The sequence below is a fragment of the Streptomyces paludis genome, from assembly GCF_003344965.1.
In the GTDB taxonomy this organism is placed as follows: Bacteria; Actinomycetota; Actinomycetes; order Streptomycetales; family Streptomycetaceae; genus Streptomyces; species Streptomyces paludis.
In genome coordinates this window covers 6,062,292-6,084,003 of the sequence record NZ_CP031194.1, presented here as the reverse complement: position 1 = coordinate 6,084,003, position 21,712 = coordinate 6,062,292, and the positions used below count along the sequence as shown (strand labels likewise).

The 21,712-nt window shown below is 72.0% G+C and carries 17 protein-coding genes and 1 riboswitch; of the genes, 5 read left to right on the top strand and 12 right to left on the bottom strand.

Going from position 1 to position 21,712, the window contains the following annotated elements:
* Positions 1–139 precede the first annotated feature (139 nt).
* From DVK44_RS26855 to DVK44_RS26840, 4 genes are all read right to left on the bottom strand, one after another.
* A complete protein-coding gene (locus tag DVK44_RS26855; RefSeq protein ID WP_114662742.1) occupies positions 140–829 on the bottom strand; it encodes a GntR family transcriptional regulator in 690 nt (229 codons plus the stop codon).
* A gap of 227 nt (positions 830–1,056) precedes the next feature.
* On the bottom strand, positions 1,057–1,842 hold the full coding sequence (locus DVK44_RS26850; protein ID WP_114662740.1) for a M23 family metallopeptidase: 786 nt from the start codon (positions 1,840–1,842) through the stop codon (positions 1,057–1,059).
* A gap of 13 nt (positions 1,843–1,855) precedes the next feature.
* A riboswitch (cyclic di-AMP (ydaO/yuaA leader) is annotated at positions 1,856–2,028 on the bottom strand.
* A gap of 197 nt (positions 2,029–2,225) precedes the next feature.
* A complete protein-coding gene (locus tag DVK44_RS26845) occupies positions 2,226–3,608 on the bottom strand; it encodes a M16 family metallopeptidase (protein WP_114665457.1) in 1,383 nt (460 codons plus the stop codon).
* Positions 3,609–3,625: 17 nt separating this feature from the next.
* Positions 3,626–5,005, bottom strand: coding sequence for a M16 family metallopeptidase (locus DVK44_RS26840; protein WP_114662738.1), 1,380 nt, complete (start codon positions 5,003–5,005; stop codon positions 3,626–3,628).
* A 214-nt stretch (positions 5,006–5,219) separates the two neighbouring features.
* On the opposite strand from DVK44_RS26840, the gene DVK44_RS26835 reads away from it, so the two are divergent.
* Entirely contained in the window at positions 5,220–7,670 is a 2,451-nt protein-coding gene (locus tag DVK44_RS26835) for a DNA gyrase/topoisomerase IV subunit A (protein ID WP_114662736.1), read from the top strand.
* A 77-nt stretch (positions 7,671–7,747) separates the two neighbouring features.
* Here DVK44_RS26835 and DVK44_RS26830 read toward each other — a convergent pair whose 3' ends face one another.
* Together DVK44_RS26830 and DVK44_RS26825 are read right to left on the bottom strand one after the other, a co-directional pair.
* Positions 7,748–8,905, bottom strand: coding sequence for a CobW family GTP-binding protein (locus DVK44_RS26830; RefSeq protein ID WP_114662734.1), 1,158 nt, complete (start codon positions 8,903–8,905; stop codon positions 7,748–7,750).
* Between the two features lie 44 nt (positions 8,906–8,949).
* Positions 8,950–10,146, bottom strand: a complete 1,197-nt coding sequence (locus tag DVK44_RS26825) for a citrate synthase/methylcitrate synthase (protein WP_114662732.1) — start codon at positions 10,144–10,146, stop codon at positions 8,950–8,952.
* Positions 10,147–10,232: 86 nt separating this feature from the next.
* Between DVK44_RS26825 and DVK44_RS26820 the strand changes: the two genes are divergently transcribed.
* The 3 genes from DVK44_RS26820 (at position 10,233) to DVK44_RS26810 (ending at position 14,019) form a co-directional block, all read left to right on the top strand.
* Positions 10,233–11,495 carry a citrate synthase gene (locus tag DVK44_RS26820; protein WP_114665456.1) on the top strand — a complete coding sequence of 421 codons (1,263 nt, stop codon included), beginning with the start codon at positions 10,233–10,235 and terminating at the stop codon, positions 11,493–11,495.
* 203 nt (positions 11,496–11,698) lie between these two features.
* Positions 11,699–13,345: an ATP-binding protein gene (locus tag DVK44_RS26815; protein WP_228447682.1), complete on the top strand. Its 1,647-nt coding sequence runs from the start codon at positions 11,699–11,701 to the stop codon at positions 13,343–13,345.
* Positions 13,342–14,019 carry a response regulator gene (locus tag DVK44_RS26810; protein WP_114662728.1) on the top strand — a complete coding sequence of 226 codons (678 nt, stop codon included), beginning with the start codon at positions 13,342–13,344 and terminating at the stop codon, positions 14,017–14,019. Before DVK44_RS26815 ends, DVK44_RS26810 begins: the two co-directional genes overlap by 4 nt.
* 30 nt (positions 14,020–14,049) lie before the next feature.
* Here the strand turns inward: DVK44_RS26810 and DVK44_RS26805 are convergent, their stop codons facing one another.
* From DVK44_RS26805 to DVK44_RS26780, 6 genes are all read right to left on the bottom strand, one after another.
* Positions 14,050–15,642 (bottom strand): solute symporter family protein, encoded by a 1,593-nt coding sequence (locus DVK44_RS26805; RefSeq protein ID WP_114662726.1) that lies wholly within the window; start codon positions 15,640–15,642, stop codon positions 14,050–14,052.
* Positions 15,639–16,217, bottom strand: coding sequence for a DUF485 domain-containing protein (locus DVK44_RS26800; protein WP_114662724.1), 579 nt, complete (start codon positions 16,215–16,217; stop codon positions 15,639–15,641). Before DVK44_RS26800 ends, DVK44_RS26805 begins: the two co-directional genes overlap by 4 nt.
* A 97-nt stretch (positions 16,218–16,314) precedes the next feature.
* Positions 16,315–16,983, bottom strand: a complete 669-nt coding sequence (locus DVK44_RS26795) for a response regulator (RefSeq protein WP_114662722.1) — start codon at positions 16,981–16,983, stop codon at positions 16,315–16,317.
* Positions 16,980–18,182 carry a sensor histidine kinase gene (locus tag DVK44_RS26790; protein WP_114662720.1) on the bottom strand — a complete coding sequence of 401 codons (1,203 nt, stop codon included), beginning with the start codon at positions 18,180–18,182 and terminating at the stop codon, positions 16,980–16,982. Before DVK44_RS26790 ends, DVK44_RS26795 begins: the two co-directional genes overlap by 4 nt.
* Positions 18,179–18,706 (bottom strand): DUF1453 family protein, encoded by a 528-nt coding sequence (locus tag DVK44_RS26785; RefSeq protein ID WP_114662718.1) that lies wholly within the window; start codon positions 18,704–18,706, stop codon positions 18,179–18,181. The genes DVK44_RS26790 and DVK44_RS26785 overlap by 4 nt, the downstream gene beginning before the upstream one ends.
* Positions 18,707–18,845: 139 nt before the next feature.
* Complete coding sequence (locus tag DVK44_RS26780) at positions 18,846–20,972, bottom strand: DNA gyrase/topoisomerase IV subunit B (RefSeq protein ID WP_114662716.1); 2,127 nt, start codon at positions 20,970–20,972, stop codon at positions 18,846–18,848.
* Positions 20,973–21,435: 463 nt separating this feature from the next.
* Here DVK44_RS26780 and DVK44_RS26775 point away from each other — a divergent pair, with 463 nt between their 5' ends.
* Positions 21,436–21,666 carry a DUF7455 domain-containing protein gene (locus DVK44_RS26775; RefSeq protein ID WP_114662714.1) on the top strand — a complete coding sequence of 77 codons (231 nt, stop codon included), beginning with the start codon at positions 21,436–21,438 and terminating at the stop codon, positions 21,664–21,666.
* The last annotated feature ends 46 nt before the right edge of the window (positions 21,667–21,712 follow it).

Below are 21,712 nucleotides of genomic sequence, written 5' to 3'. Positions count from 1 at the left end.
CCGCGTGACCGAATGACCGGCACGACCGCACGACAGAGCCGTGGTCCACTGAATTCAGTGGGCCACGGCTTCTTTTATTCACCCGAGCAGCAGAGAAAGACCCCTCACCCAATTCATCTCTTTGTATACGGCGCGATTGTTAATTACGGACGCTCGCGATGTTTACGGCATGTTGCGAAGCCCTCACCTTTTCCCGGCCGCGCTCCGGCCGGCGCAGCCGGTGCACCGCCGCGGTCCGCTCCGCGTGCAGGCTCGTCAGGGCCCGCGCCCGCTCCGCGTCCCCGCGCGCCACCGCGTCCACGATCGCGCCGTGCTCGGCCCAGGACTCCACGGGGCTGGCGGGCTGCTCGACCACGTACATCCAGGCGATCTTGTGCCGGAGCTGGGTGAGCAGCGAGGTGAGCGCCGGGCTTCCGGACGCCTGGGTGAGCGTCTCGTGGAACCACGCGCCGAGCGAGCGCAGATCCTCGCCCTGACCCCGGCGGGCCCGCTCCTGACCCAGTCTGACCAGGCCGCGGAGGACCTTGAGATGGGCATCGGTACGGCGCTGGGCGGCCCGCGCTGCGCCGAGCGGCTCCAGCATCAGCCGTACCTCCAGCAGGTCGGCCGCCTCCTGCTCCGTGGGCTCGGCCACACACGCGCCGACATGGCGGCGCGTGGTGACGAAGCCCTCCGACTCCAGCGTGCGCAGGGCCTCGCGCACCGGGACCCGGGAGACGCCGTAGCGCCGCGCCAGGTGTTCCTCGGTGAGCCGGCCGCCCCGCTCGAACAGACCGGAGACGATGTCGTCGCGAATCGCCGTGCATACCGAGTGCGCGGGAATGCGCATGTCCGAACCTCCGCCTTAATCCGCGCGAAACGCAGCCGATTGACGCCTGTTCCGTGACTCTATTGCAATCAACGAGAATTTCCGAAGGGTGCCCGAAATCCATGGATATCTTTTGGCCAACGGGCAGGTCGGACGGCGGAGCGGTTACGGAGCGAGGGGGCGCGCGCGAGGAGCGTGAGCCGGCGGGGGTGGGCCCGGGGCGCGTCAGGGGTACGGCAGGGGGCGCGTCAGACGTTCACGCCGTGCGCGCGGAGGTACGCGACGGGGTCCATGTCGGAGCCGTAATCCGGACCGGTCCGCGCCTCGAAGTGGAGATGCGGTCCGGTGGCGTTGCCACTGGCGCCGGAGAGGCCGAGGCGCTGCCCGGGGGCGAGGCTCTGGCCCACCGAGACCTCGATCGAGGAGAGGTGGCCGTACTGGGTGTACGTGCCGTCGCTCATCCGCAGCACGACGTTGTTGCCGTACGAGCCGCCCCAGCCCGCCTCGACGACGGTCGCGGCGCCGACGGCCACCACCGGGGTGCCGGACGCGGCGCGGAAGTCGACGCCCGAGTGGCTGCCGGAGGACCAGAGGGAGCCGCCGGCCCGGTATCCGGTGGTGATGTACGAGCCCGCGACGGGGAGTTGGAAGGTGTTGAGGAGGGTGCGCTCGGCGGCGCGCGCGGCGCGCTCCCGGGTGGCGCGTATCTCCTTGACGCGGGCCTCGGCCAGCCGCTCGGCCTCCGCCCGCGCGACGGCCTCGGCCTTGATCCTGGCCGCCCGGTCGGCGGCGTAACGCTGGGCGTGGGCCTGGTCGTCGACCACGGCGGCGAGGGCGTCCCCGAGGTCGGCGACCCGGTTGAAGCCGGTCTGCGAGGCGGCCTCGGCACCGGCGCCCGAGGCGAGTGCCGGGGAGGCGGCGAGGGTGCCGATGACACCGGTCGCGGTGAGGGTCGCGACGCCCGCGGCGTTCGCGCCCCGGCGGGTCGGGCGCCTCCGGGCGCGGTGCTTCCCGGCGGTACGGGTGAACGCCATGGGGTGACGGGTCCTTTCCTTCCTTCTCGCCTACCGGGTTAGCTGACGGGTTCGGAGCAGGAAGGTCTCCTACGGGCCCCTCCACACGGCGCGACTGCGCGTGAAGGCGGTCCGATTCACCCCAGGGACTGTGGGTCCCCGGCTCCCTCGGGCTCGCGCCTGACGGGGACTCGGCGATGACTGTCCGATGCCACGGGTGCGGCGCAACGGGCGAACAGCCGGACCGACGCTAAGCCGCTGGGCTTTCCCGCGCCAAACAGACAGGCTGTTTTGTCGCGTTCCCCACAGGGGCAGACGGCATGTTTCCACGGAAAACAGGGACAGAACGGAGAACCCCGGCGACCGATGTCGCCGGGGTTCCCTGCCCTGTACGGACGGCCGGATCAGCCGGTGACCACGGTCACTTCGCCGATACCGAGCGCCTCGACGGGCTCCTTGATCTGCGCCGCGTCCCCGACCAGCACGGTCACGAGCCGGTCCACCGGGAAGGCGTTGACGACCGCGGCCGTCGCCTCGACGGTGCCGGTCTCGGCCAGCCGCGCGTACAGCCGCGCCTGGAAGTCGTCCGGCAGGAACTGCTCGACCTGGTCGGCGAGGGTGCCCGCGACGGAGGCGGCCGTCTCGTACTTCAGCGGGGCGACGCCCACCAGGTTCTGTACGGCGACATCGCGCTCGGCGTCGGTCAGCCCCTCGGCCGCGAGCGTGCGCAGCACCGTCCAGAGGTCGGCCAGCGCCGGGCCGGTGGAGGCGGTGTCCACGGAGCCGCTGATGGCGAGCATCGAGGCGCCGGCCGGGCCGCCCGGGGCGTCGGGCGCCGAGGAGCGCAGCACCTGGCCGTAGGCCCGTACACCGTAGGTGTAGCCCTTCTCCTCGCGCAGCACCCGGTCCAGCCGGGAGGTGAGCGTGCCGCCCAGGCAGTACGTGCCGAGCACCTGCGCGGCCCAGACCGGGTCGTGCCGGTCGGCGCCGATACGGCCGATCAGCAGCTGGGTCTGGACGGCGCCGGGCCGGTCGACGATGACCACGCGGCCCGTGTCGTCCGCGGTCACGGGCGGTACGGGCCGGGGCGCGGCCGTGTTCCCGGTCCAGGCGCCGAGGGTGTCGGCGAGGATCTCGTCCAGGTCGACGCCGGTGAGGTCGCCGACGATGACGGCGGTGGCCGTGGCCGGGCGTACATGCGCCTCGTAGAAGGCGCGGACGCCGGCCGCGTCGATGCGCTCCACCGTCTTCTCGGTGCCCTGGCGCGGCCGGGACATGCGCAGGGTGGCCGGGAACAGCTCCTTGGAGAGCTGCTTGGCGGCCCGGCGGCCCGGGTTGGCGGTCTCGTGCGGGATCTCGTCGAGCCGGTTGCCGACGAGCCGTTCGATCTCGCTGTCGCTGAACGCGGGGGCGCGCAGTGCCTCGGCGAGCAGGCCGAGCGCCTTGGGCAGCCGGGAGACCGGGACCTCCAGGGAGACCCGGATGCCGGGGTGGTCGGCGTACGCGTCGAGGGTGGCGCCGCAGCGCTCCAGCTCGGCGGCGAACTCCTCGGCGGAGTGCTTGTCGGTGCCCTCGGAGAGCGCCCGCGCCATGATGGTGGCGACGCCGTCGAGCCCTTCGGGCTCGGCGTCGAGCGGGGCGTCGAGGTTGATCTCGACGGCCACCACCTGCTGGCCGGGGCGGTCGCAGCGCAGCACGGTCAGACCGTTGCCGAGGGTGCCGCGCCCGGGGGCGGGGAAGGCCCAGGGCCGGGCCTCGCCGGCGGTCGGCCGCGGATGGAAGTCCATGGTGACAATGGCGTCGCTCACTGGTCCGCCCCTTCCTGCTCGTCGGTCCCGGCCTGCTCGTCCCCGGCGTCCCCGGTGGTGTCGGCGTCCTCCGCCGTGAGCGGCTCGTACACCAGCACCGCCCGGTTGTCGGGGCGCAGCCGCGCGGCGGCGACCGCCCGTACCTCCTCGGCGGTGATGTCCAGGACGCGCGTGACGGCGGAGAGGGCCAGCTGCGGGTCGCCGAAGAGCACGGCGAAGCGGCACAGTTCGTCGGCGCGGCCCGAGACCGTACCGAGCCGGTCCAGCCACTCGCGCTCCAGCTGGGCCTGGGCCCGCTCCATCTCCTCGTCGGTCGGGCCGTCGGCGGCGAGCCGGGCCAGCTCCTCGTCGACCGCCGCCTCGATGGCGGGCACTTCGACGCCGCCGGACGTCTTCACGTCCAGCCAGCCGAGGGAGGGGGCGCCGGCCAGCCGCAGCAGTCCGAAGCCGGCGGCGACCGCGGTGCGGTCGCGCCGTACCAGCCGGTTGTGGAGCCGGGAGGACTCGCCGCCGCCGAGCACGGTGAGCGCCAGATCGGCGGCGTCGCACTCGCGGGTGCCGTCGTGCGGCAGCCGGTAGGCGGCCATCAGCGCGCGCGCCGGGACCTCCTCGCGGATCTCCTCGCGCAGCTCGCGGCCGATGGTGTCGGGCAGGGAGCCGTCGCGCGGCGGCTGCTTGCCGTCGTGGGACGGGATGGACCCGAAGTACTTCTCGATCCAGGCGAGCGTCTGCTCGGGGTCGATGTCGCCGACGACCGAGAGCACGGCGTTGTTCGGCGCGTAGTTGGTACGGAAGAACGCGCGGGCGTCCTCCAGTGTCGCGGCGTCCAGGTCGGCCATGGAGCCGATCGGCGTGTGGTGGTAGGGATGGCCCTCGGGGTAGGAGAGTGCGGTCAGCCGTTCGAAGGCCGTACCGTATGGCACATTGTCGTACCGCTGGCGGCGCTCGTTCTTGACGACGTCCCGCTGGTTCTCCATGGACTCTTCGTCGAGCGCGGCGAGCAGCGAGCCCATCCGGTCGGCTTCCAGCCAGAGCGCCAGTTCCAGCTGGTGGGTGGGCATGGTCTCGAAGTAGTTCGTGCGCTCGAAGCTGGTGGTGCCGTTCAGGGAGCCGCCGGCCCCCTGCACCAGCTCGAAGTGGCCATTCCCCGCCACCTGCTTCGAACCCTGGAACATCAGGTGCTCGAAGAGGTGGGCGAGGCCCGTAAGACCCTTGACCTCGTGGCGCGAGCCGACGTCGTACCAGAGGCAGACCGCGGCGACCGGGGTCAAGTGGTCCTCGGAGAGCACCACGCGCAGGCCGTTGGCCAGGCGGTGCTCAGTAGCTGTCAGGCCGCCGGAACCGGCCTGCGCTGTGGCCGTGTGACCCATGGGCATGTACGTCCCTTCGATCGCGATACGGAGAAGTCCTGCCACTGTATGCAAGCGTGCGGAGACCTGGCCAAGTTCCCCGGTCGACGCTCCCCCGCCGGGGCGCCCGCCACCCGCCCAACGACGGGTCGAGGTCGGCGTTGTCAGTGGCGCGGTCCACAATGGTCCGCGTCAGTTCCAGAAGTTGCCGTACAGAACCTGTGAAGGAGCCGCAGCCGAGATGGCCCGCCGCAGCACGAAGACCCCGCCGCCGGAGGACTTCGAGGAGAAGATTCTCGACATCGACGTGGTCGATGAAATGCAGGGCTCCTTCCTCGAATACGCCTACTCGGTGATCTACTCCCGGGCCCTGCCCGACGCCCGGGACGGTTTGAAGCCGGTGCACCGCCGGATCGTGTACCAGATGAACGAGATGGGCCTGCGCCCCGACCGCGGCTATGTGAAGTGCGCCCGCGTCGTCGGTGAGGTCATGGGCAAACTTCACCCGCACGGGGACGCGTCGATCTACGACGCCCTGGTCCGGATGGCACAGCCGTTCTCGATGCGGCTGCCGCTCGTCGACGGCCATGGCAACTTCGGCTCGCTCGGCAATGACGACCCGCCGGCCGCCATGCGGTACACCGAGTGCCGGATGGCTGACGCCACGTCACTGATGACGGAGTCGATCGACGAGGACACGGTCGATTTCCAGCCGAATTACGACGGCCAGGAGCGGGAACCGGTCACACTTCCGGCCGCGTATCCGAACCTCCTCGTCAACGGCGCCTCCGGGATCGCCGTGGGCATGGCCACGAACATGCCGCCGCACAATCTCGGCGAGGTCGTGGCCGCCGCGCGCCATCTGATCAAGCACCCGGGCTCCGACCTGGAGACGCTGATGCGTTTCGTGCCGGGGCCCGATCTGCCGACCGGCGGCCGGATCGTCGGGCTCACCGGCATCAAGGACGCGTACGAGAAGGGCCGGGGCACCTTCCGGATCCGGGCCACCGCGACGGTGGAGGACGTCTCCCCGCGCCGCAAGGGCCTGGTCGTCACGGAGCTGCCCTTCACGGTCGGCCCGGAGAAGGTGATCGCCAAGATCAAGGACCTGGTCTCCGCCAAGAAGCTCCAGGGCATCGCGGACGTCAAGGACCTCACCGACCGCGCGCACGGCCTGCGCCTGGTCATCGAGATCAAGAACGGCTTCGTGCCCGAGGCCGTGCTGGAGCAGCTCTACAAGCTGACGCCGATGGAGGAGACCTTCGGCATCAACAATGTGGCGCTGGTGGACGGCCAGCCGCTGACGCTGGGCCTCAAGGAGCTGCTGGAGGTCTATCTCGACCACCGCTTCGAGGTGGTGCGCCGGCGCAGCGAGTTCCGCAGGACCAAGCGGCGGGACCGGCTGCATCTGGTCGAGGGGCTGCTCGTCGCGCTCATCGACATCGACGAGGTCATCCGGCTGATCAGGTCGAGCGACAACTCGGCGCAGGCCAAGGAGCGGCTGATCGAGCACTTCTCGCTGAGCGACATCCAGACGCAGTACATCCTGGACACCCCGCTGCGCCGGCTCACCCGGTTCGACCGGATGGAGCTGGAGGGCGAGCGCGACCGCCTCAACGGCGAGATCGACGAGCTGACCGGGATCCTGGAGTCGGACGCCGAGCTGCGCAAGCTGGTCTCCGCCGAACTGGCCGCGGTGTCCAAGAAGTTCTCCACCCCGCGCCGTACGGTGCTGCTGGAGTCCGCCGGTTCCGCCGTGGCGGCGGTGCCGCTGGAGGTCGCGGACGACCCGTGCCAGGTGCTGCTGTCCTCCACGGGTCTGCTGGCCCGTACGGTCAACGGCGAGGCGCTGGAGGGCGAGGACGGCAGACGGGTGAAGCACGACGTGATCGTGTCCGTCGTCCCCGCGACGGCCCGCGGCGACATCGGCGCGGTCACCTCGACGGGCCGGCTGCTGCGGATCTCGGTGATCGACCTCCCGCAGCTGCCGGACACGGTGGCGGCGCCCAACCTCTCGGGCGGCGCCGCGGTGACGGAGTTCCTCGCGCTGGAGGGCGACGAGCGGGTGATCTGTCTGACGACCCTGGACGAGTCGTCCCCCGGGCTCGCCCTGGGCACACTCCAGGGTGTCGTCAAACGGGTGGTGCCGGACTATCCGTCCAACAAGGACGAGCTGGAGGTCATCTCCCTCAAGGAGGGCGACCGGATCGTCGGCGGCGTCGAGCTGCGGACGGGCGAGGAGGATCTGGTCTTCATCACCTCCGACGCCCAGCTGCTGCGCTACCAGGCCGCGCAGGTACGGCCGCAGGGCCGGCCGGCCGGCGGGATGGCGGGCATCAAGCTGACCGACGGGGCCGAGGTGATCTCCTTCACCGCCGTGGACCCGGCGCGGGACGCGGTGGTCTTCACGGTCACCGGCTCGCACGGCACGCTGGACGACTCCGTACGGACGGCGAAGCTCACCCCGTTCGACCAGTATCCGCGCAAGGGCCGGGCGACCGGCGGGGTGCGCTGCCAGCGCTTCCTGAAGGGCGAGGACATGCTGGTCCTGGCCTGGGCGGGGGCGAGTCCGGCACGCGCCGCGCAGAAGAACGGCGCTCCGGTCGAGCTGCCGGAGCCCGACCCGCGCCGGGACGGCTCGGGTACCCCGTTCGCGCCGGAGGTCGACGTGCTGGCGGGTCCGGCGCTCTGACCTGCGGGGCTCCGCCGGTCACTGCCACCGCGTGGCCGGCGGAGCCCCCGTCACGGCCAGTCCGTCGCACCAGCCCGTCACGGCCAGTCCGTCTCGGGATCCGGGTCCGGGCCTTCGGGTCCGGGCCCGGTCTGCGTTACGAGGCCGGATCCGCCGCCCTCGGCGTCGCCGTCGCCGGGTACATACCGCAGGACGCCCCACATGCTCCGGTCGTCCGGGGCGGCCTCCCCCGGCTCCGTCTCCCGGCAGTCCGCCAGCTCCTTGAGCAGGGCGTCGCCGTCGATGCCCGAGCCGATCAGCACCAGCTGGGTGCTCCGCGCCCCGCCGCGCGGCCAGGGCTCGGGGTGGAAGCGCAGCGAGCGGCCGACCGCGTGCACGGCGTAGCGGTGGGCCGGGTCGGCGGCGCCGAAGCCGACGAATCCCTTGATCCGGTAGAGCCCGGCGGGCCGGGAGTCGAGGAACGCCATCAGCCGCCGCGGGCTCATCGGGGTGTCCGCGGTGAACGAGACGGTCTCGTAGGCCGCGTGGAGATGCCCGTCGTGCGCGCCGTGCTCCCCCTCGCCGTGCTCCTCCTCTCCGTACCGCTCCTCCAGGTCCTCGAAGGAGAGCTGGCGCGCCTTCTCGTCCTCGTCCGGGCGGACGGCCGGGTCGAAGAGCAGCTCCGGGTCGACCCGTCCGTACGAGGCGGAGACCACCGGCGTCCCCGGGCTCAGCTCGGCGACGGTGGCCAGCAGCCGCCGGCGGTCGGGGTCCGCGACCCGGTCGGCCTTGTTGAGGACCACGAGATCGGCGAGGGCCAGATGGCGGTCCAGCTCCGGATGGCGCGCCCGGGTGGCCTCGAACTCGGCGGCGTCGACGACCTCGACCAGCCCGCCGTACACGGTGTGCGGGTTGTCGCCGTTGAGGATCATCCGGACGAGTTCCTGGGGCTCGGCCAGTCCGCTGGCCTCGATCACGATGATGTCGATCCGGGCGGACGGCCGGGTGAGCCGCTCCAGATAGCCGTCGAGTTCGCTCGCGTCGACCGCGCAGCACAGACAGCCGTTGCCGAGCGAGACCGTCGAGCCGACCTGGCCCGCGACCGTCATGGCGTCGATCTCGATGGCGCCGAAGTCGTTGACGACGACGGCGATCCGGTTGCCCGCCCGGTGCCGCAGCAGATGGTTGAGCAGGGTGGTCTTGCCCGACCCCAGAAATCCCGTCAGAACCACCACCGGGATCCGTTTCGCGCTCACAAGTGCCGCCTCCGTGCCGTGCCGACGCCGTCCGTGTCCCGCGCTCAGACAGCCGGCACCGGCTGCGGCGGGGGCGGTCCGGCATAGCGGGCCGCCGGGCGGATGATCTTCGAATCCGCCGCCTGCTCCAGGATATTGGCGCTCCAGCCGACCACCCGGGCCGCGGCGAAGGTCGGGGTGAACATCTCACGGGGCAGTCCGCACAGCTCCATGACCACTCCGGCGTAGAACTCCACGTTGGTGTGCAGCTCGCGGCCGGGCTTCAGTTCGGCGAGTATCGCCTCAACGCGTGCCTCGACCTGGACGGCGAAGGCGGTCAGCGGTCCGCCGAACTCCTCGGCGATCCCGCGCAGCATGCGGGAGCGGGGATCCTCGGTGCGGTAGACGGGGTGTCCGAAGCCCATGATCCGGTCGCCCGCGAGGACGCGCTCCCGGATCCAGGGGTCGATACGGTCGGCGGTGCCGATGGCGTCCAGGGTGTCGAGGGCCCGGCTCGGCGCCCCGCCGTGCAGCGGTCCCGAGAGCGCGCCGACCGCGCCGACCAGGCAGGCGGCCAGATCGGCCCCGGTGGAGGTGATCACCCGGGCGGTGAAGGTGGAGGCGTTGAAACCGTGGTCGACGGTGGAGACGAGATAGCGCTCGACGGCCCGGGCCCGCGCCCGGTCGGGCTCCTCGCCGGTGAGCATGTAGAGGTAGTTGGCCGCGTACGGCAGATCGTCGCGCGGCTCGACCGGCGCCAGTCCCCGGCCCAGCCGGTGGAGCGCGGTCAGCAGCGTGGGGACGACGGCGCAGGCGGCGAGCGCGTCGTCGAGGCGGTCGTCCGGGCCGAGGTCGTACAGCGGACGCAGTCCGGCCGAGGCGCCGAAGAGGGAGAGCGCGGTCCGCAGCCCGGCGAGCGGACCGGATCGCGCCGATGCCCGGGCGATGACGGGGAGCGCGGCGGCGACCTCCTCGGGCAGCCGGCGCAGGGCGGCGGTGCGCGCGGTGAAGGCGGCCCGGCCGGCCGCGTCCGGCAGCTCCCCGTAGAACATCAGATGCCAGACGTCCTCGAAGGTGCGGGTCCGCGCCAGTTCCACGGCGGAGTACTGGCGGTAGTGGTAGAAGCCCTCGCGGCCCCGGACGTCGCCGAGCGCGGTGTCGGTGACGACGACGCCCGCGAGGCCGCGCGGCACGGCGAGGGGCTCGTCGGTCCCGTTGGCCTTGTTGGTCGGCACAGTCGGCGTGGTCGGCGTGGTCGGCATGTTTCCTCCTTGGACGTGATTCGACTGTCCATCCTTGACTGGATCACTGTCAACATTGATTGAATCAATACATGTACGGTGTGGCCATGGACGAAGGACCGGTCGCAGGACCCCCGGGGGAACAGACCGCCGAGCCGGCGCGGCTCACCACCCGGGAGGCCGCCGCGCGGCTCGGGGTCAAGCCCGAGACGGTGTACGCGTACGTCAGCCGGGGCCGGCTCACCGCCCGCCGCGACCCCGCCGGCCGCGGCAGCACCTTCGACGCCGCCGCGGTCGAGGCCCTGGCCCGCAGGAGCGGCCGGGAGTCCCCGGCGGGCGCCGACGGCCTCCAGCGGATCAGGACCGGCATCACCCTGATCGAGGCCGGCCGCTACTACTACCGGGGTGTGGACGCGACCGAGCTGGCCCGGCGCCTGCGCTACGAGGAGATCGCCGACTGGCTCTGGACGGGCACCCTGGAGCCGGGCATCCGGCTCACCGCCCCCGCCGAGGCGCTCGCCGCCGCCCGGCACGCGGTCGCGGCGCTGCCCGCGCACAGCGGCCCGACGGACCGGCTCCGGGTGGCGGCGGTCGCGGCGGCGGTCGCCGATCCGCTGCGCTTCGACCTCTCCCGGGACGCCGTGCTGTCCACCGCCCGCGCCCTCATCCCCACCCTGGTCGACGCGCTCCCCGCGGCGGGCCGCCCCCAGCCGGTGGACGGCCGGCTGGCCGCGCGGCTGTGGTCCCGGCTGTCGGCGCGGCAGCCCGGCGAGTCGGGCGTACGCGCGCTGGACATGGCGCTGTCCCTGCTGATCGACCACGATCTGGCGGCCTCAACCCTCGCCGTACGGGTCGCCGCCTCGGCCCGCGCCCATCCGTACGCCGTGGTCTCGGCCGGTCTCGGCGCGCTGGACGGCCCGCTGCACGGCGGGGCCAGCGGGCCGGCCCACCGGATGCTCGCCGAGGTGCTGGAGCGGGGCAGCGCGGCGGCCGTGGTGGCGGACCATCTGCGCGCCGGCCGCCGGGTGCCCGGGCTGGGGCACCGGCTCTACCCGGGCCCGGACCCGCGCGCCGAGGCGCTCTTCGCCGTACTGGACCAACTGCCCGGCGCCGGGCCGGTGCTGACGGCCGCGCGCGAGGTGGCGGAGACCACCGCCCGCCATGTGAAGCTGCACGCGAACGTCGATCTGGCGCTCGCGGTGCTGTCGGTGACCGCCGGGATGCCGCCGGAGGCGGGCGAGACGGTCTTCGCCGTCGGCCGCTCGGCGGGCTGGATCGCGCACGCGCTGGAGGAGTACGGCGAGAAGCCGCTGCGGATGCGTCCGACCGGGCAGTACAGCGGCCCCCGGCCGCCCCAGGAGCTGCCATGACGGGCGGCCGGCCCCGGCCCCCGGCCGACCGGAGATTTCGAAAATGGGCGGCGGTCCCTCTACCGTTCGTACGCATGAACGCCGGATCGAGCACCGCGGCCGGCCCGGCCGGGCCCCCCACAAAGCCGGCCGGGCGCGCCGGACCACCGGCCGGCGGGCGGCTGTTCCGCCGGCCCCGCCGGGTCTTCTCCCAGGTGCTGCTGATGCAGATCGCCATCGCGGCGGGCGTCACCGTCCTGGCCACCGGACTCTTCCTCGCGCCGCTCAGCAACGAGCTGGACGACCAGGCCATGCGCCGCGCCCTGGCGATCGCCGAGACGACCGCGTCCACCCGGGTCGCCGCCGACCTCCTGTCCTCCCGGCCGACGGCGGACGGTCCCGTACAGGCCGAGGCCGAGCGGATCAGGACGGCCAGCGGCGCCGAGTACGTCGTCGTCATGGACCGGCGCGGGGTGCGCTGGTCGCACACCGACCGCCACGAGATAGGCCGGGTCGTCTCCACGGACCCCAGCGAGGCGCTCGCCGGCGCCCATGTGATGGAGCTGGACAGCGGCACCCTCGGCCGCTCCGCCCGCGGAAAGGTCCCGCTGCGCGACGGTACGGGCGCGATCGTCGGCGCCGTCTCGGTCGGTATCGCGTACGACAGCGTCCACGAGCGGCTGCTGGCCGCCATCCCCGGGATGCTCGCGTACGCGGGCGGCGCGCTCGCCGTCGGCGCCCTCGCCGCGTATCTGATCTCCCGGCGCCTTCAGCGGCAGACCCATGACCTGGCGTTCTCCGACATCTCCGCGCTGCTCACCGAGCGCGAGGCCATGCTGCACAGCCTGCGCGAAGGCGTGGTCGCGCTGGACGGCGGCGGCCGGATCCGGCTGATGAACGACGAGGCGCAGCGGCTGCTGGGGCTCGGTCCCGATGCCGCCGGACGGCCGCTCGACGAGGTGCTCGGCGCGGGCCGTACCACCGAGGTGCTCGCCGGGCGGGTACGCGGCGACGACCTGCTCGCCGTACGCGGCAGCCGGGTCCTGGTCGCCAACCGGATGCCGACCGACGACGGCGGCGCCGTCATCACCCTGCGCGACCGCACCGAGCTGGAGCGGCTGGGCCGGGAGCTGGACGCGACCCGCGGGCTGATCGACGCCCTGCGGGCCCAGGACCACGAGCACGCGAACCACATGCACACCCTGCTCGGGCTGCTGGAGCTGGAACTGCACGAGGAGGCCGCGGAGTTCGTCACCGAGGTCGTCGGGGTGCACCGGAGCACCGCGGAGCAGATCACCGAGCGGATCCACGATCCGCTGCCCGCCGCGCTGCTGGTCGGGAAGGCCACCGTCGCCGCCGAGCGCGGGGTCTCCCTGCGGCTGACACCGGACACGCTGCTGCCCGACCGGCTGGTGGATCCGCAGGGGCTGGTCACGGTGGTGGGCAATCTGGTGGACAACGCCCTGGACGCGGCGGCCGGTTCGGCGGACCCTCGGATCGAGGTGGAGCTGCGCGCCGAAGGCCGTACGGTCGTGCTGGTGGTCTGCGACAGCGGCCCAGGCGTCCCGGCGGACCGGCGGGAACTGGTCTTCTCGGAGGGCTGGTCGACCAAGGAGCCACCGGCCCACGGCCGGCGCGGTCTGGGGCTCGCCCTGGTGCGCAGACTGGCCGAGCGGCAGGGCGGCAGCGCGCGGGCCGCGGAGTCGGCGGACGGCGGGGCGCGGTTCACCGTCGTCCTCCCGGACGCGCTGACCGGCCCGGACACCCCGGCCGAACGGGAACCGGCACCGCGTCCCGAACCGGAGCGCGGACCGGGACAGCGACCGGATCCGGCACCGGAACCGGCGGCCACCGCGAGGGAGACACGGTGATCGACGTACTGGTCGTGGACGACGACATCAGGGTGGCGCGCGTGCACACCGCCTATGTGGCCAAGGTGGCGGGCTTCCGGGTGGTCGCCCAGGCCCACTCGGCGGCCGAGGCCCTCGCCCGGATCTCCGGGCACTCCGTCGATCTCGTCCTCCTGGACCACCGGCTGCCCGACGGGAACGGGGTCGCGGTGGTACGGGAGCTGCGGCGGCTCGGCCATCAGACCGATGTGATCATGGTGACGGCGGCGCGCGATGTCGCCACCGTCCAGGCGGCGATGCGCCAGGGCGCGCTCCAGTACCTGATCAAGCCGTTCGACTTCGCCGGTTTCCGCGCCAAGCTGGAGGCGTACGCGGCGCTGCGGCGCACCGTGGAGCGCGGCGGCGACACCGAACAGGCCGAGGTGGACCGGATGTTCGGGGCGCTGTCCGCCGCGAGCGCCCCCGCCCTGCCCAAGGGGCACTCCGCCGCGACCGCCGCGGTGATCCGCCAGGTGATGAAGGGCTCCGACGGGCCGCTCTCGGCACGGGAGATCGCGGAGCACGCGGGGATGAGCCGGCAGACCGTACAGCGCTATCTCAAACTGCTGGAGCGGTCGGGACGGGTGCGCCTCACGCTCCGGTACGGCGGGACGGGCCGCCCGGAGCACCGCTACGCGTGGACGGCGAGCGCCTGAATCCGCGCGTACGGTGCGTCCGTCGGCGCCTCAGACCGCCCCGGCGCCCGTCAGCGAGCGGACCTCGGTCTCGGCGTGCCTGGCCTCGTCCGGCGGCTCCCCCGAGGTGACGGTGCCGATCCAGCCCGCCAGGAAGCCCAGCGGGACGGAGACCAGCCCCGGGTTCTGGAGCGGGAAGACATGGAAGTCGAGCCCGGGGAAGAGCGCCTCGGGGCTTCCGGAGACCACGGGCGAGACGATCACCAGCAGGACGGCCGGGATCAGCCCGCCGTACACGGACCAGACGGCGCCGCGCGTGGTGAAGTTCCGCCAGAACAGTGAGTAGAGCAGGACGGGCAGGTTCGCGGAGGCGGCGACCGCGAAGGCGAGCCCCACCAGGAAGGCGACGTTCAGCTCCTGGGCGAGCAGGCTCAGCCCGATGGCGACCGCGCCGATCCCGGCCGCCGCCACCCGCGCCACGGCGACCTCCCCGCGCGGCCGGCCGCCGGCGCGGCGCAGGGAGGCGTACAGATCGTGGGCGACGGAGGCCGAGGAGGCGAGCGTGATGCCCGCGACGACGGCGAGGATGGTGGCGAAGGCGATCGCCGCGACCACCGCGAACAGCACCGTGCCGCCGGTCGAGCCCGCGCCGCCGCCGAGTTCGAGGGCGAGCAGCGGCAGGGCGGTGTTCCCGGCCGGGTTGGAGGCGCGTACGGCGTCGGAGCCCACCAGCGCCGCCGCGCCGAAGCCGAGCACGATCGTCATCAGGTAGAAGCCGCCGATGAGCCCGATGGACCAGACGACCGAGCGGCGGGCGGCCCGCGCGGTGGGCACGGTGTAGAAGCGCGAGAGGATGTGCGGCAGTCCGGCCGTGCCCAGGACCAGGGCCAGTCCGAGGCTGATGAAGTCGAGGCGCGCGGTCCAGCCGCCGCCGTACTTCAGCCCGGGCGCGAGGAACTCCCGCCCGTGGCCGCTGTGCGCGACGGCGCTGTTGAGCAGCGCGTTGAGGTCGCCGTGGAACCGGATCAGGACCATGGCGGTCAGGGTGAGCGTCCCGGCCATCAGCAGGACGGCCTTGACGATCTGGATCCAGGTCGTGGCGCGCATTCCGCCGAACGAGACATACACGACCATCAGCGCGCCCACGCCGATCACGGTCCAGGCGCGGGCCGCCGCGCTCGTGGAGCCGAGCAGCAGCGCCACCAGCGTGCCCGCGCCGACCATCTGGGCCACCAGATAGAGCACGGAGACGGTGACCGAGGAGGTACCGGCGGCGATCCGGACGGGGCGTTCGCGCATCCTGGCCGCGATCACGTCGGCGAGGGTGAAACGGCCGCAGTTGCGGACGAGTTCGGCGACGAGGAGCAGGACGACCAGCCAGGCGACGAGGAATCCGACGGAGTAGAGCATGCCGTCGTAGCCGAAGAGGGCGATCACGCCCGAGATGCCGAGGAAGGAGGCCGCGGACATGTAGTCACCGGCTATCGCGAAGCCGTTCTCCATGGGCGAGAACAGCCGGCCGCCGGCGTAGAACTCCTCGGCGGAGCCGTGCCGGTTGCGGCTCACCCAGGTGGTGATGGCCAGGGTGACCGCGATGAACGCGCTGAAGAGCACCAGCGCCAGGGTCTGGTGGTCGCCCCTCATCGGCCGGCCTCCCCAGAGGTCCGGTCGTGGTGCGTACGGTCCTGGTGCGTGCGCTCCCGCTGCGTACGGTCCTGATTTGTGCGCTCCTGGTCGAACACGGCCCAGCGCAGTTCCAGCGCCGCGCGGTCCCGGTGCAGCCGGGCATGGCGTACGTAGGCCCAGGTCAGCAGAAAGGTGGAGAGGAACTGACCGAGACCGGCCAGCATCGCCACGTTCACCGCGCCCGCCACCGGTCTCGCCATCAGCCCGGGCGCGGTCGTCGCGGCCACGACATACGCGAGGTACCAGGTGAGGAAGGCGAGCGAGGCGGGGACGACGAACCTGCGGTACCGGCCGCGTACCTCCTGGAAGGCGGCGCTGCGCTGGACCTCCCGGTAGATGTCCGAGGCGCTCGGGGCGCCGGTGCCGGTGCCGGTGCCCGTGCCCGTACCGGCGCCTCCGGCCGCCAGGGGCGCGCCCGTACCGCCGCCCGTACCGCCCGTACCGTCCGGTTCGCCCCAGTCCGAGGCCAGTGCGTCATACCACGGGTCGTCGAGCCGCACCGCTGAGGCGGCGCGCCCTTCCTGCTTCTCCACCGGTCAACTCTCCTTGTCAGCGAACCGTTCCGGCCGCGTTGCAAGGAAAGCGGCGGGGGTGGAGCCTTGGCTCCTCTTCGCCACCGATTTCACCTCTTCAGGTGATAGATGTCCCAGGTGGTGGGATCAGGCCGCGCTGATAGGCGTAGCGGACGGCCTGCGCGCGGTCGCGTACCCCGGTCTTGGCGAAGAGGTTGTTGATGTGGGTCTTCACCGTGGCCGCCCCGATGTGCAGCTGCTGTGCGATCTCCTTGTTCGAGAGCCCCTCGGCGACCAGGGAGAGCACCTCGGCCTCCCGCGCGGTGAGCCCGTCGGGCAGTTCGGCGGGGGCGGTCCGGCCGGGCGGGGCGGTGACCCGTTCCAGCAGTCTGCGCTGGACGGCGGGGGCGAGCCCCGCCTGACCGGCCATCACGTCCTCGATGGCCCGGACGATCTCCTCGCCCTGGGCGTCCTTGGTGAGATAGCCGCGCGCCCCGGCCTGGAGGGCGGCAAAGAGCGAGTCGTCATCGGCGTAGGTCGTGAGCACGACGACCTGGGTGCCCGGATGGTCACGGCGGATCCGCCGGGTGGCCTCCACACCGTCGCAGCGGGGCATCCGCAGGTCCATCAGGACGACATCGGGCGCGAGTCCGGCCACCAGCGCGACGGCCTCCTCGCCGTCCCCGGCCGCGCCGACCACCTCGATGCCCGGCAGCAGGCCGAGCAGCATCACGATGCCCTCGCGCACCACCGCCTGGTCGTCGGCCACGACCACCCGGGCCGTCATACGGGCACTCGCAGCCGCACGCTGAAACCTTTCTCGCCGGAGCCCCCGGGACCGTCCCCGGCCCCTGCCGTCGCCGGGCCCGCCTCCAGAGCGCCGCCGAGCAGTTCGGCGCGCTCCCGCATTCCCAGCAGACCGTACCCGGAGCCGGAGCCCGGCAGACCGGCCGGTCCGGTCGCACGGCCGCCGGAGTCCCGTACGACCAGGGTGACCTCGTCCGCGCCGTACGCGAGCCGGATCCACACCCGGGCGCCGGGGGCGTGCTTCCGTACGTTGGTGAGCGCCTCCTGCGCGACCCGGCGCACGGTCTGCGAGACCTCGGCGGGCAGCGGGCGCGGCACCCCGTCGACCGCCACCTCCGCGCCGTCCACGGCGGCCGCTTCGCGGAGGAAGTCCTCAAGGGGCGCCATCTCGCCGCGCAGCGCGGAGAGCGCCTGGCGGGTCTCGGCGAGCCCTTCGCGCGCCATGGAGCGCGCCGCGACGACCCGCTCCAGGATCTGGTCGCGGAACGGGCCGTGCGGCTCCCGCTCGATCCGCAGCCGGGCCGCCTCCAGATGGACGAGCTGCGCGGAGAGGCTGTGGGCCAGCACGTCATGGATGTCCCGGGCGATCCTGGCCCGCTCCGCGAGCGCGGCGGACTGCGTCTCGGCCGCGCGGGCGGCGCGCTCCTGCGCCAGCAGCCGGTGGGCGGTGCTGCGCGAGTCGGCGTCCAGCCGCAGGACATAGCCGCCGAGGCAGAGCCCCGCCGTGGTGATCAGCGCGGACAGCAGGTCGTCGCCGGTCATGACCGTGTACCCGGCGAACGCGATGAGCGCGGTGGGCAGCGCGACGAACAGCGGCAGCCGCTGGATACAGGTGACTGTGCAAGCGCACCACAGCACGACGGCGGCGGTCCCGAACCCCGCCCGGTCCGCCCCGAAGGCCGCGCCCAGCAGCAGGACGAGCAGCGCCACCGAGGCCCACAGCCGGTGGCTCAGCGTGGTGCGGTAGAACGCCCAGGCGCAGACGCCGACCGCGAGGACCCCGGCCGCGGCGGCGACGACGCCCCAGCCGGAGACATGCCGCTGGCTGAAAGTCGACCACAGCAGCGCGCCGCAGACCAGCAGCCGTACGAGACGGCCCAGCCGCCTTCTGGCGTCGGTCAGACCCACGCGGAAGAGGGCCTCCCGCGAGGGCCAGTTCGTCCAGGGCTGGGGCGTCACACACGGTCCTTCCACGGCGAGGCGGCCACCTGGTCACCGTACGACGCGCGCGGGCCGGCCGGGAGCCGGACGCCGCGCGCCCGCCACACCAGCACACCGCCGCGGACCAGCAGGGTGGCGGCGAAGGCGAGCAGCAGGGCCCCGCTGCCCTGGTGGACGCCGAGCAGCGCGCCGACGCCCAGCAGCCCGAGCCGGACCGCGATACCCACGCCCCAGACCGCCGCGGTCGCCTTCGTGCCCTTGGACCACACCGTCGTGCCGTCCTGGCCCGCCCAGACCCGGCTGGTCCAGGCCCAGCCCAGCCCCATGAGCGCCCCCACCAGCAGCTCGACGCCGATCAGCAGCGCGGCGAGCGCCGGGTGGTGCGGGTCGAGGAGCCGGGGCTCGCGCAGGGCGAAGACCGCCAGGACGACGGGCAGCACCAGCCACTTCCGGCCGTCGGCCGTGATCTGCTGGGCCTTGAGCTGACGGGTCACGACCCACGCGACGACGGCGACGATCGTCAGCAGGTTGACGAGTGACATGGGAAGCCTCCGGGAACGAGAAGTTCGACGACTTCGACGTTACGGAGAAGACCCAGGTCAGAGCATCGGCGCGGGGGTTGACCGGGGGTGGAACAACGGCCTCCACCCATGGGTGGAGGCCGTGTCGCAAGAAGCGGTCTCAGGCGTCGATGCGCGAGCGGTCGAGCGTCGCCGCCGAGCTGGTGATGAACTCCTTGCGCGGCGCCACCTCGTTGCCCATCAGCAGGTCGAAGACCTGCTCGGACGACTCCAGGTCCCCGATGTTGATCCGCCGCAGCGTGCGGAAGCGCGGGTCCATGGTGGTCTCCGCGAGCTGGTCGGCGTCCATCTCGCCCAGGCCCTTGTAGCGCTGGATGGAGTCCTTGAAGCGGACGTTCTTGCGCTGGAACTGGAGCAGGGTCTGGCGCAGCTCGTTGTCCGAGTACGTGTACACGTACTTGTCCTGGCCCTTCTTGGGCTGCACCAGCTCGATCCGGTGCAGCGGCGGTACGGCCGCGAAGACCCGGCCCGCCGCGACCATGGGCCGCATGTAGCGCTGGAAGAGCGTCAGCAGCAGACAGCGGATGTGCGCGCCGTCCACATCGGCGTCGACCAGGAGCACGATCTTGCCGTAACGGGCCGCGTCGAGATCGAACGTCCGGCCGGAACCGGCCCCTATGACCTGGATGATCGCGCCGCACTCGGCGTTCTTGAGCATGTCCGTCACGGACGACTTCTGGACGTTGAGGATCTTGCCGCGGATGGGCAGCAGGGCCTGGAACTCGCTGTTCCGGGCGAGCTTGGCCGTGCCGAGCGCGGAGTCGCCCTCCACGATGAACAGTTCGCTGCGCTCCACGTCGTCGCTGCGGCAGTCGGCGAGCTTGGCGGGCAGCGAGGAGGTCTCCAGCGCCGTCTTCCTGCGCTGCGCGTCCTTGTGCTGGCGGGCCGCGATCCGGGTACGGGCGGCCGCGACGGCCTTCTCCAGCACGGCGCGGGCCTGCGCCTTGGCATCGCGCTTCGTCGAGGTCAGGAACGCCTTGAGTTCCTTGGCGATGACGTTGGAGACGATCCGGTTGGCCGCCGACGTGCCGAGGACTTCCTTGGTCTGGCCCTCGAACTGCGGCTCGGCGAGCCGTACCGTGACCACGGCGGTGAGCCCTTCCAGGGCGTCGTCCTTGACGATGTCGTCCTCGGCGACGCGCAGCATCTTGGCCGAGCGCAGCACCTCGTTGACCGTTCTGGTCAGGGACCGCTCGAATCCGCTCACATGGGTGCCGCCCTTGGGGGTGGCGATGATGTTCACGAACGACTTGACCGCGGTCTCGTACCCGGTGCCCCAGCGCAGGGCGACATCGACGCCCAGCTCGCGGGTGACCTCGGTGGGCGTCATGTGCCCCCGGTCGTCGAGGACCGGCACGGTCTCCTTGAAGGTGCCCTGGCCGGTCAGCCGCAGCACGTCGCAGACGGCCTTGTCCTGCGCCAGGTACTCGCAGAACTCGCTGATGCCGCCGTCGAAGCGGAAGGTCTCCTCGGCCGCGCCGCCGCTCTCGTTCTCGCCGGCCGCGCGCTGGTCCCTGACGACGATGGTCAGTCCGGGGACCAGGAAGGCGGTCTGGCGGGCGCGCTGGTGGAGCGTCTCCAGGGAGAGCCTGGCGTCCTTGAGGAAGATCTGCCGGTCGGCCCAGTAGCGCACCCGGGTGCCGGTGCGGGTCTTGGGCACGCGCTTGGCCTTGCGCAGTCCGTTCGCCGGGTCGAAGGGGCTGTCGGGGCCCTGCTCGGTGAACATTCCGGGCACACCGCGCCGGAAGCTGATGGCGTGGGTGGAGCTGTTGCGGTCCACCTCGACGTCCAGCCGGGCGGAGAGCGCGTTGACCACGGAGGCGCCCACGCCGTGCAGACCGCCCGACGCGGCGTACGAGCCGCCGCCGAACTTTCCGCCGGCGTGCAGCTTGGTCATCACGACCTCGACGCCGGAGAGACCCGTCTTGGGCTCGACGTCGACGGGGATGCCCCGGCCGTTGTCCTTGACCTCGACGGAGCCGTCCTCGTGGAGGGTGACGTCGATGTGGTCGCAGTAGCCGCCCAGGGCCTCGTCGACGGAGTTGTCGATGATTTCCCAGAGGCAGTGCATCAGGCCGCGACTGTCGGTCGAGCCGATGTACATTCCGGGGCGCTTGCGGACCGCTTCGAGCCCCTCAAGGACGAGCAGGTGCCGCGCGGTGTAGTTGGAGCCGTCACGGTCTGCTGTCAGCAGCGCTGTGGACGGCACGGACGTATCGGCGGTCACGCGGTTCGCTCCTCGCTGAATTTGAGATGTGGCCCCGTGGGGTAAAGGCCCGGCGTCTGTCACCGGTCAGAGGGTACAGATGCCTGGTAGAGCCGTTGTCACGCCACCCTCGTCGCCTTCTTATGCTAGTCCAACGTCGCATAGGTGTTCGATCCTTCGTTGGAGTGAAGCACACATCACGTTCCCTTCCAGGCATGAACCATTTAGGCTCCGGGCACGTCCTCATCAACAAACGGCAAGCCAGCCGGACGAGGGCACCCCCGAACAAGCAACGCAAGCGACGTCAAAATGCGAAACCCGTAGCGCGAAGCCCAGCGGAGCAATACGGCCCATTCGCCGCCAACCGTCATCACCCGGCCACCACGGAAGAAAGTTTCGAGGAAAAGCCGCGAGCGGGAACGTTTTCGGCCTGGTTGGATGTTGACCCTGGTACGACAGCTCGTCGAGCTAGAGAAGAGGCGACGTGACTACTGTTCTGACCCCCGCGAGCCCGCTGACCGCGGCTGACCGCTGCGACCGGTGCGGCGCCCAGGCATATCTGCGCGTCCTCCTGTCCAGCGGTGGCGAACTGCTCTTCTGCGCCCACCACGGTCGCAAGTTCGAGCCGGAACTCAAGAAGATCGCCGCGGAAATACAGGATGAGACCGACCGACTGACGGCCGTACCGGCCGGCGGCGGTGAAGAGGAACGCTGACACCTCGCATCCACGACGAGCCAAGGGCCGGTCCTGTACCGACCGA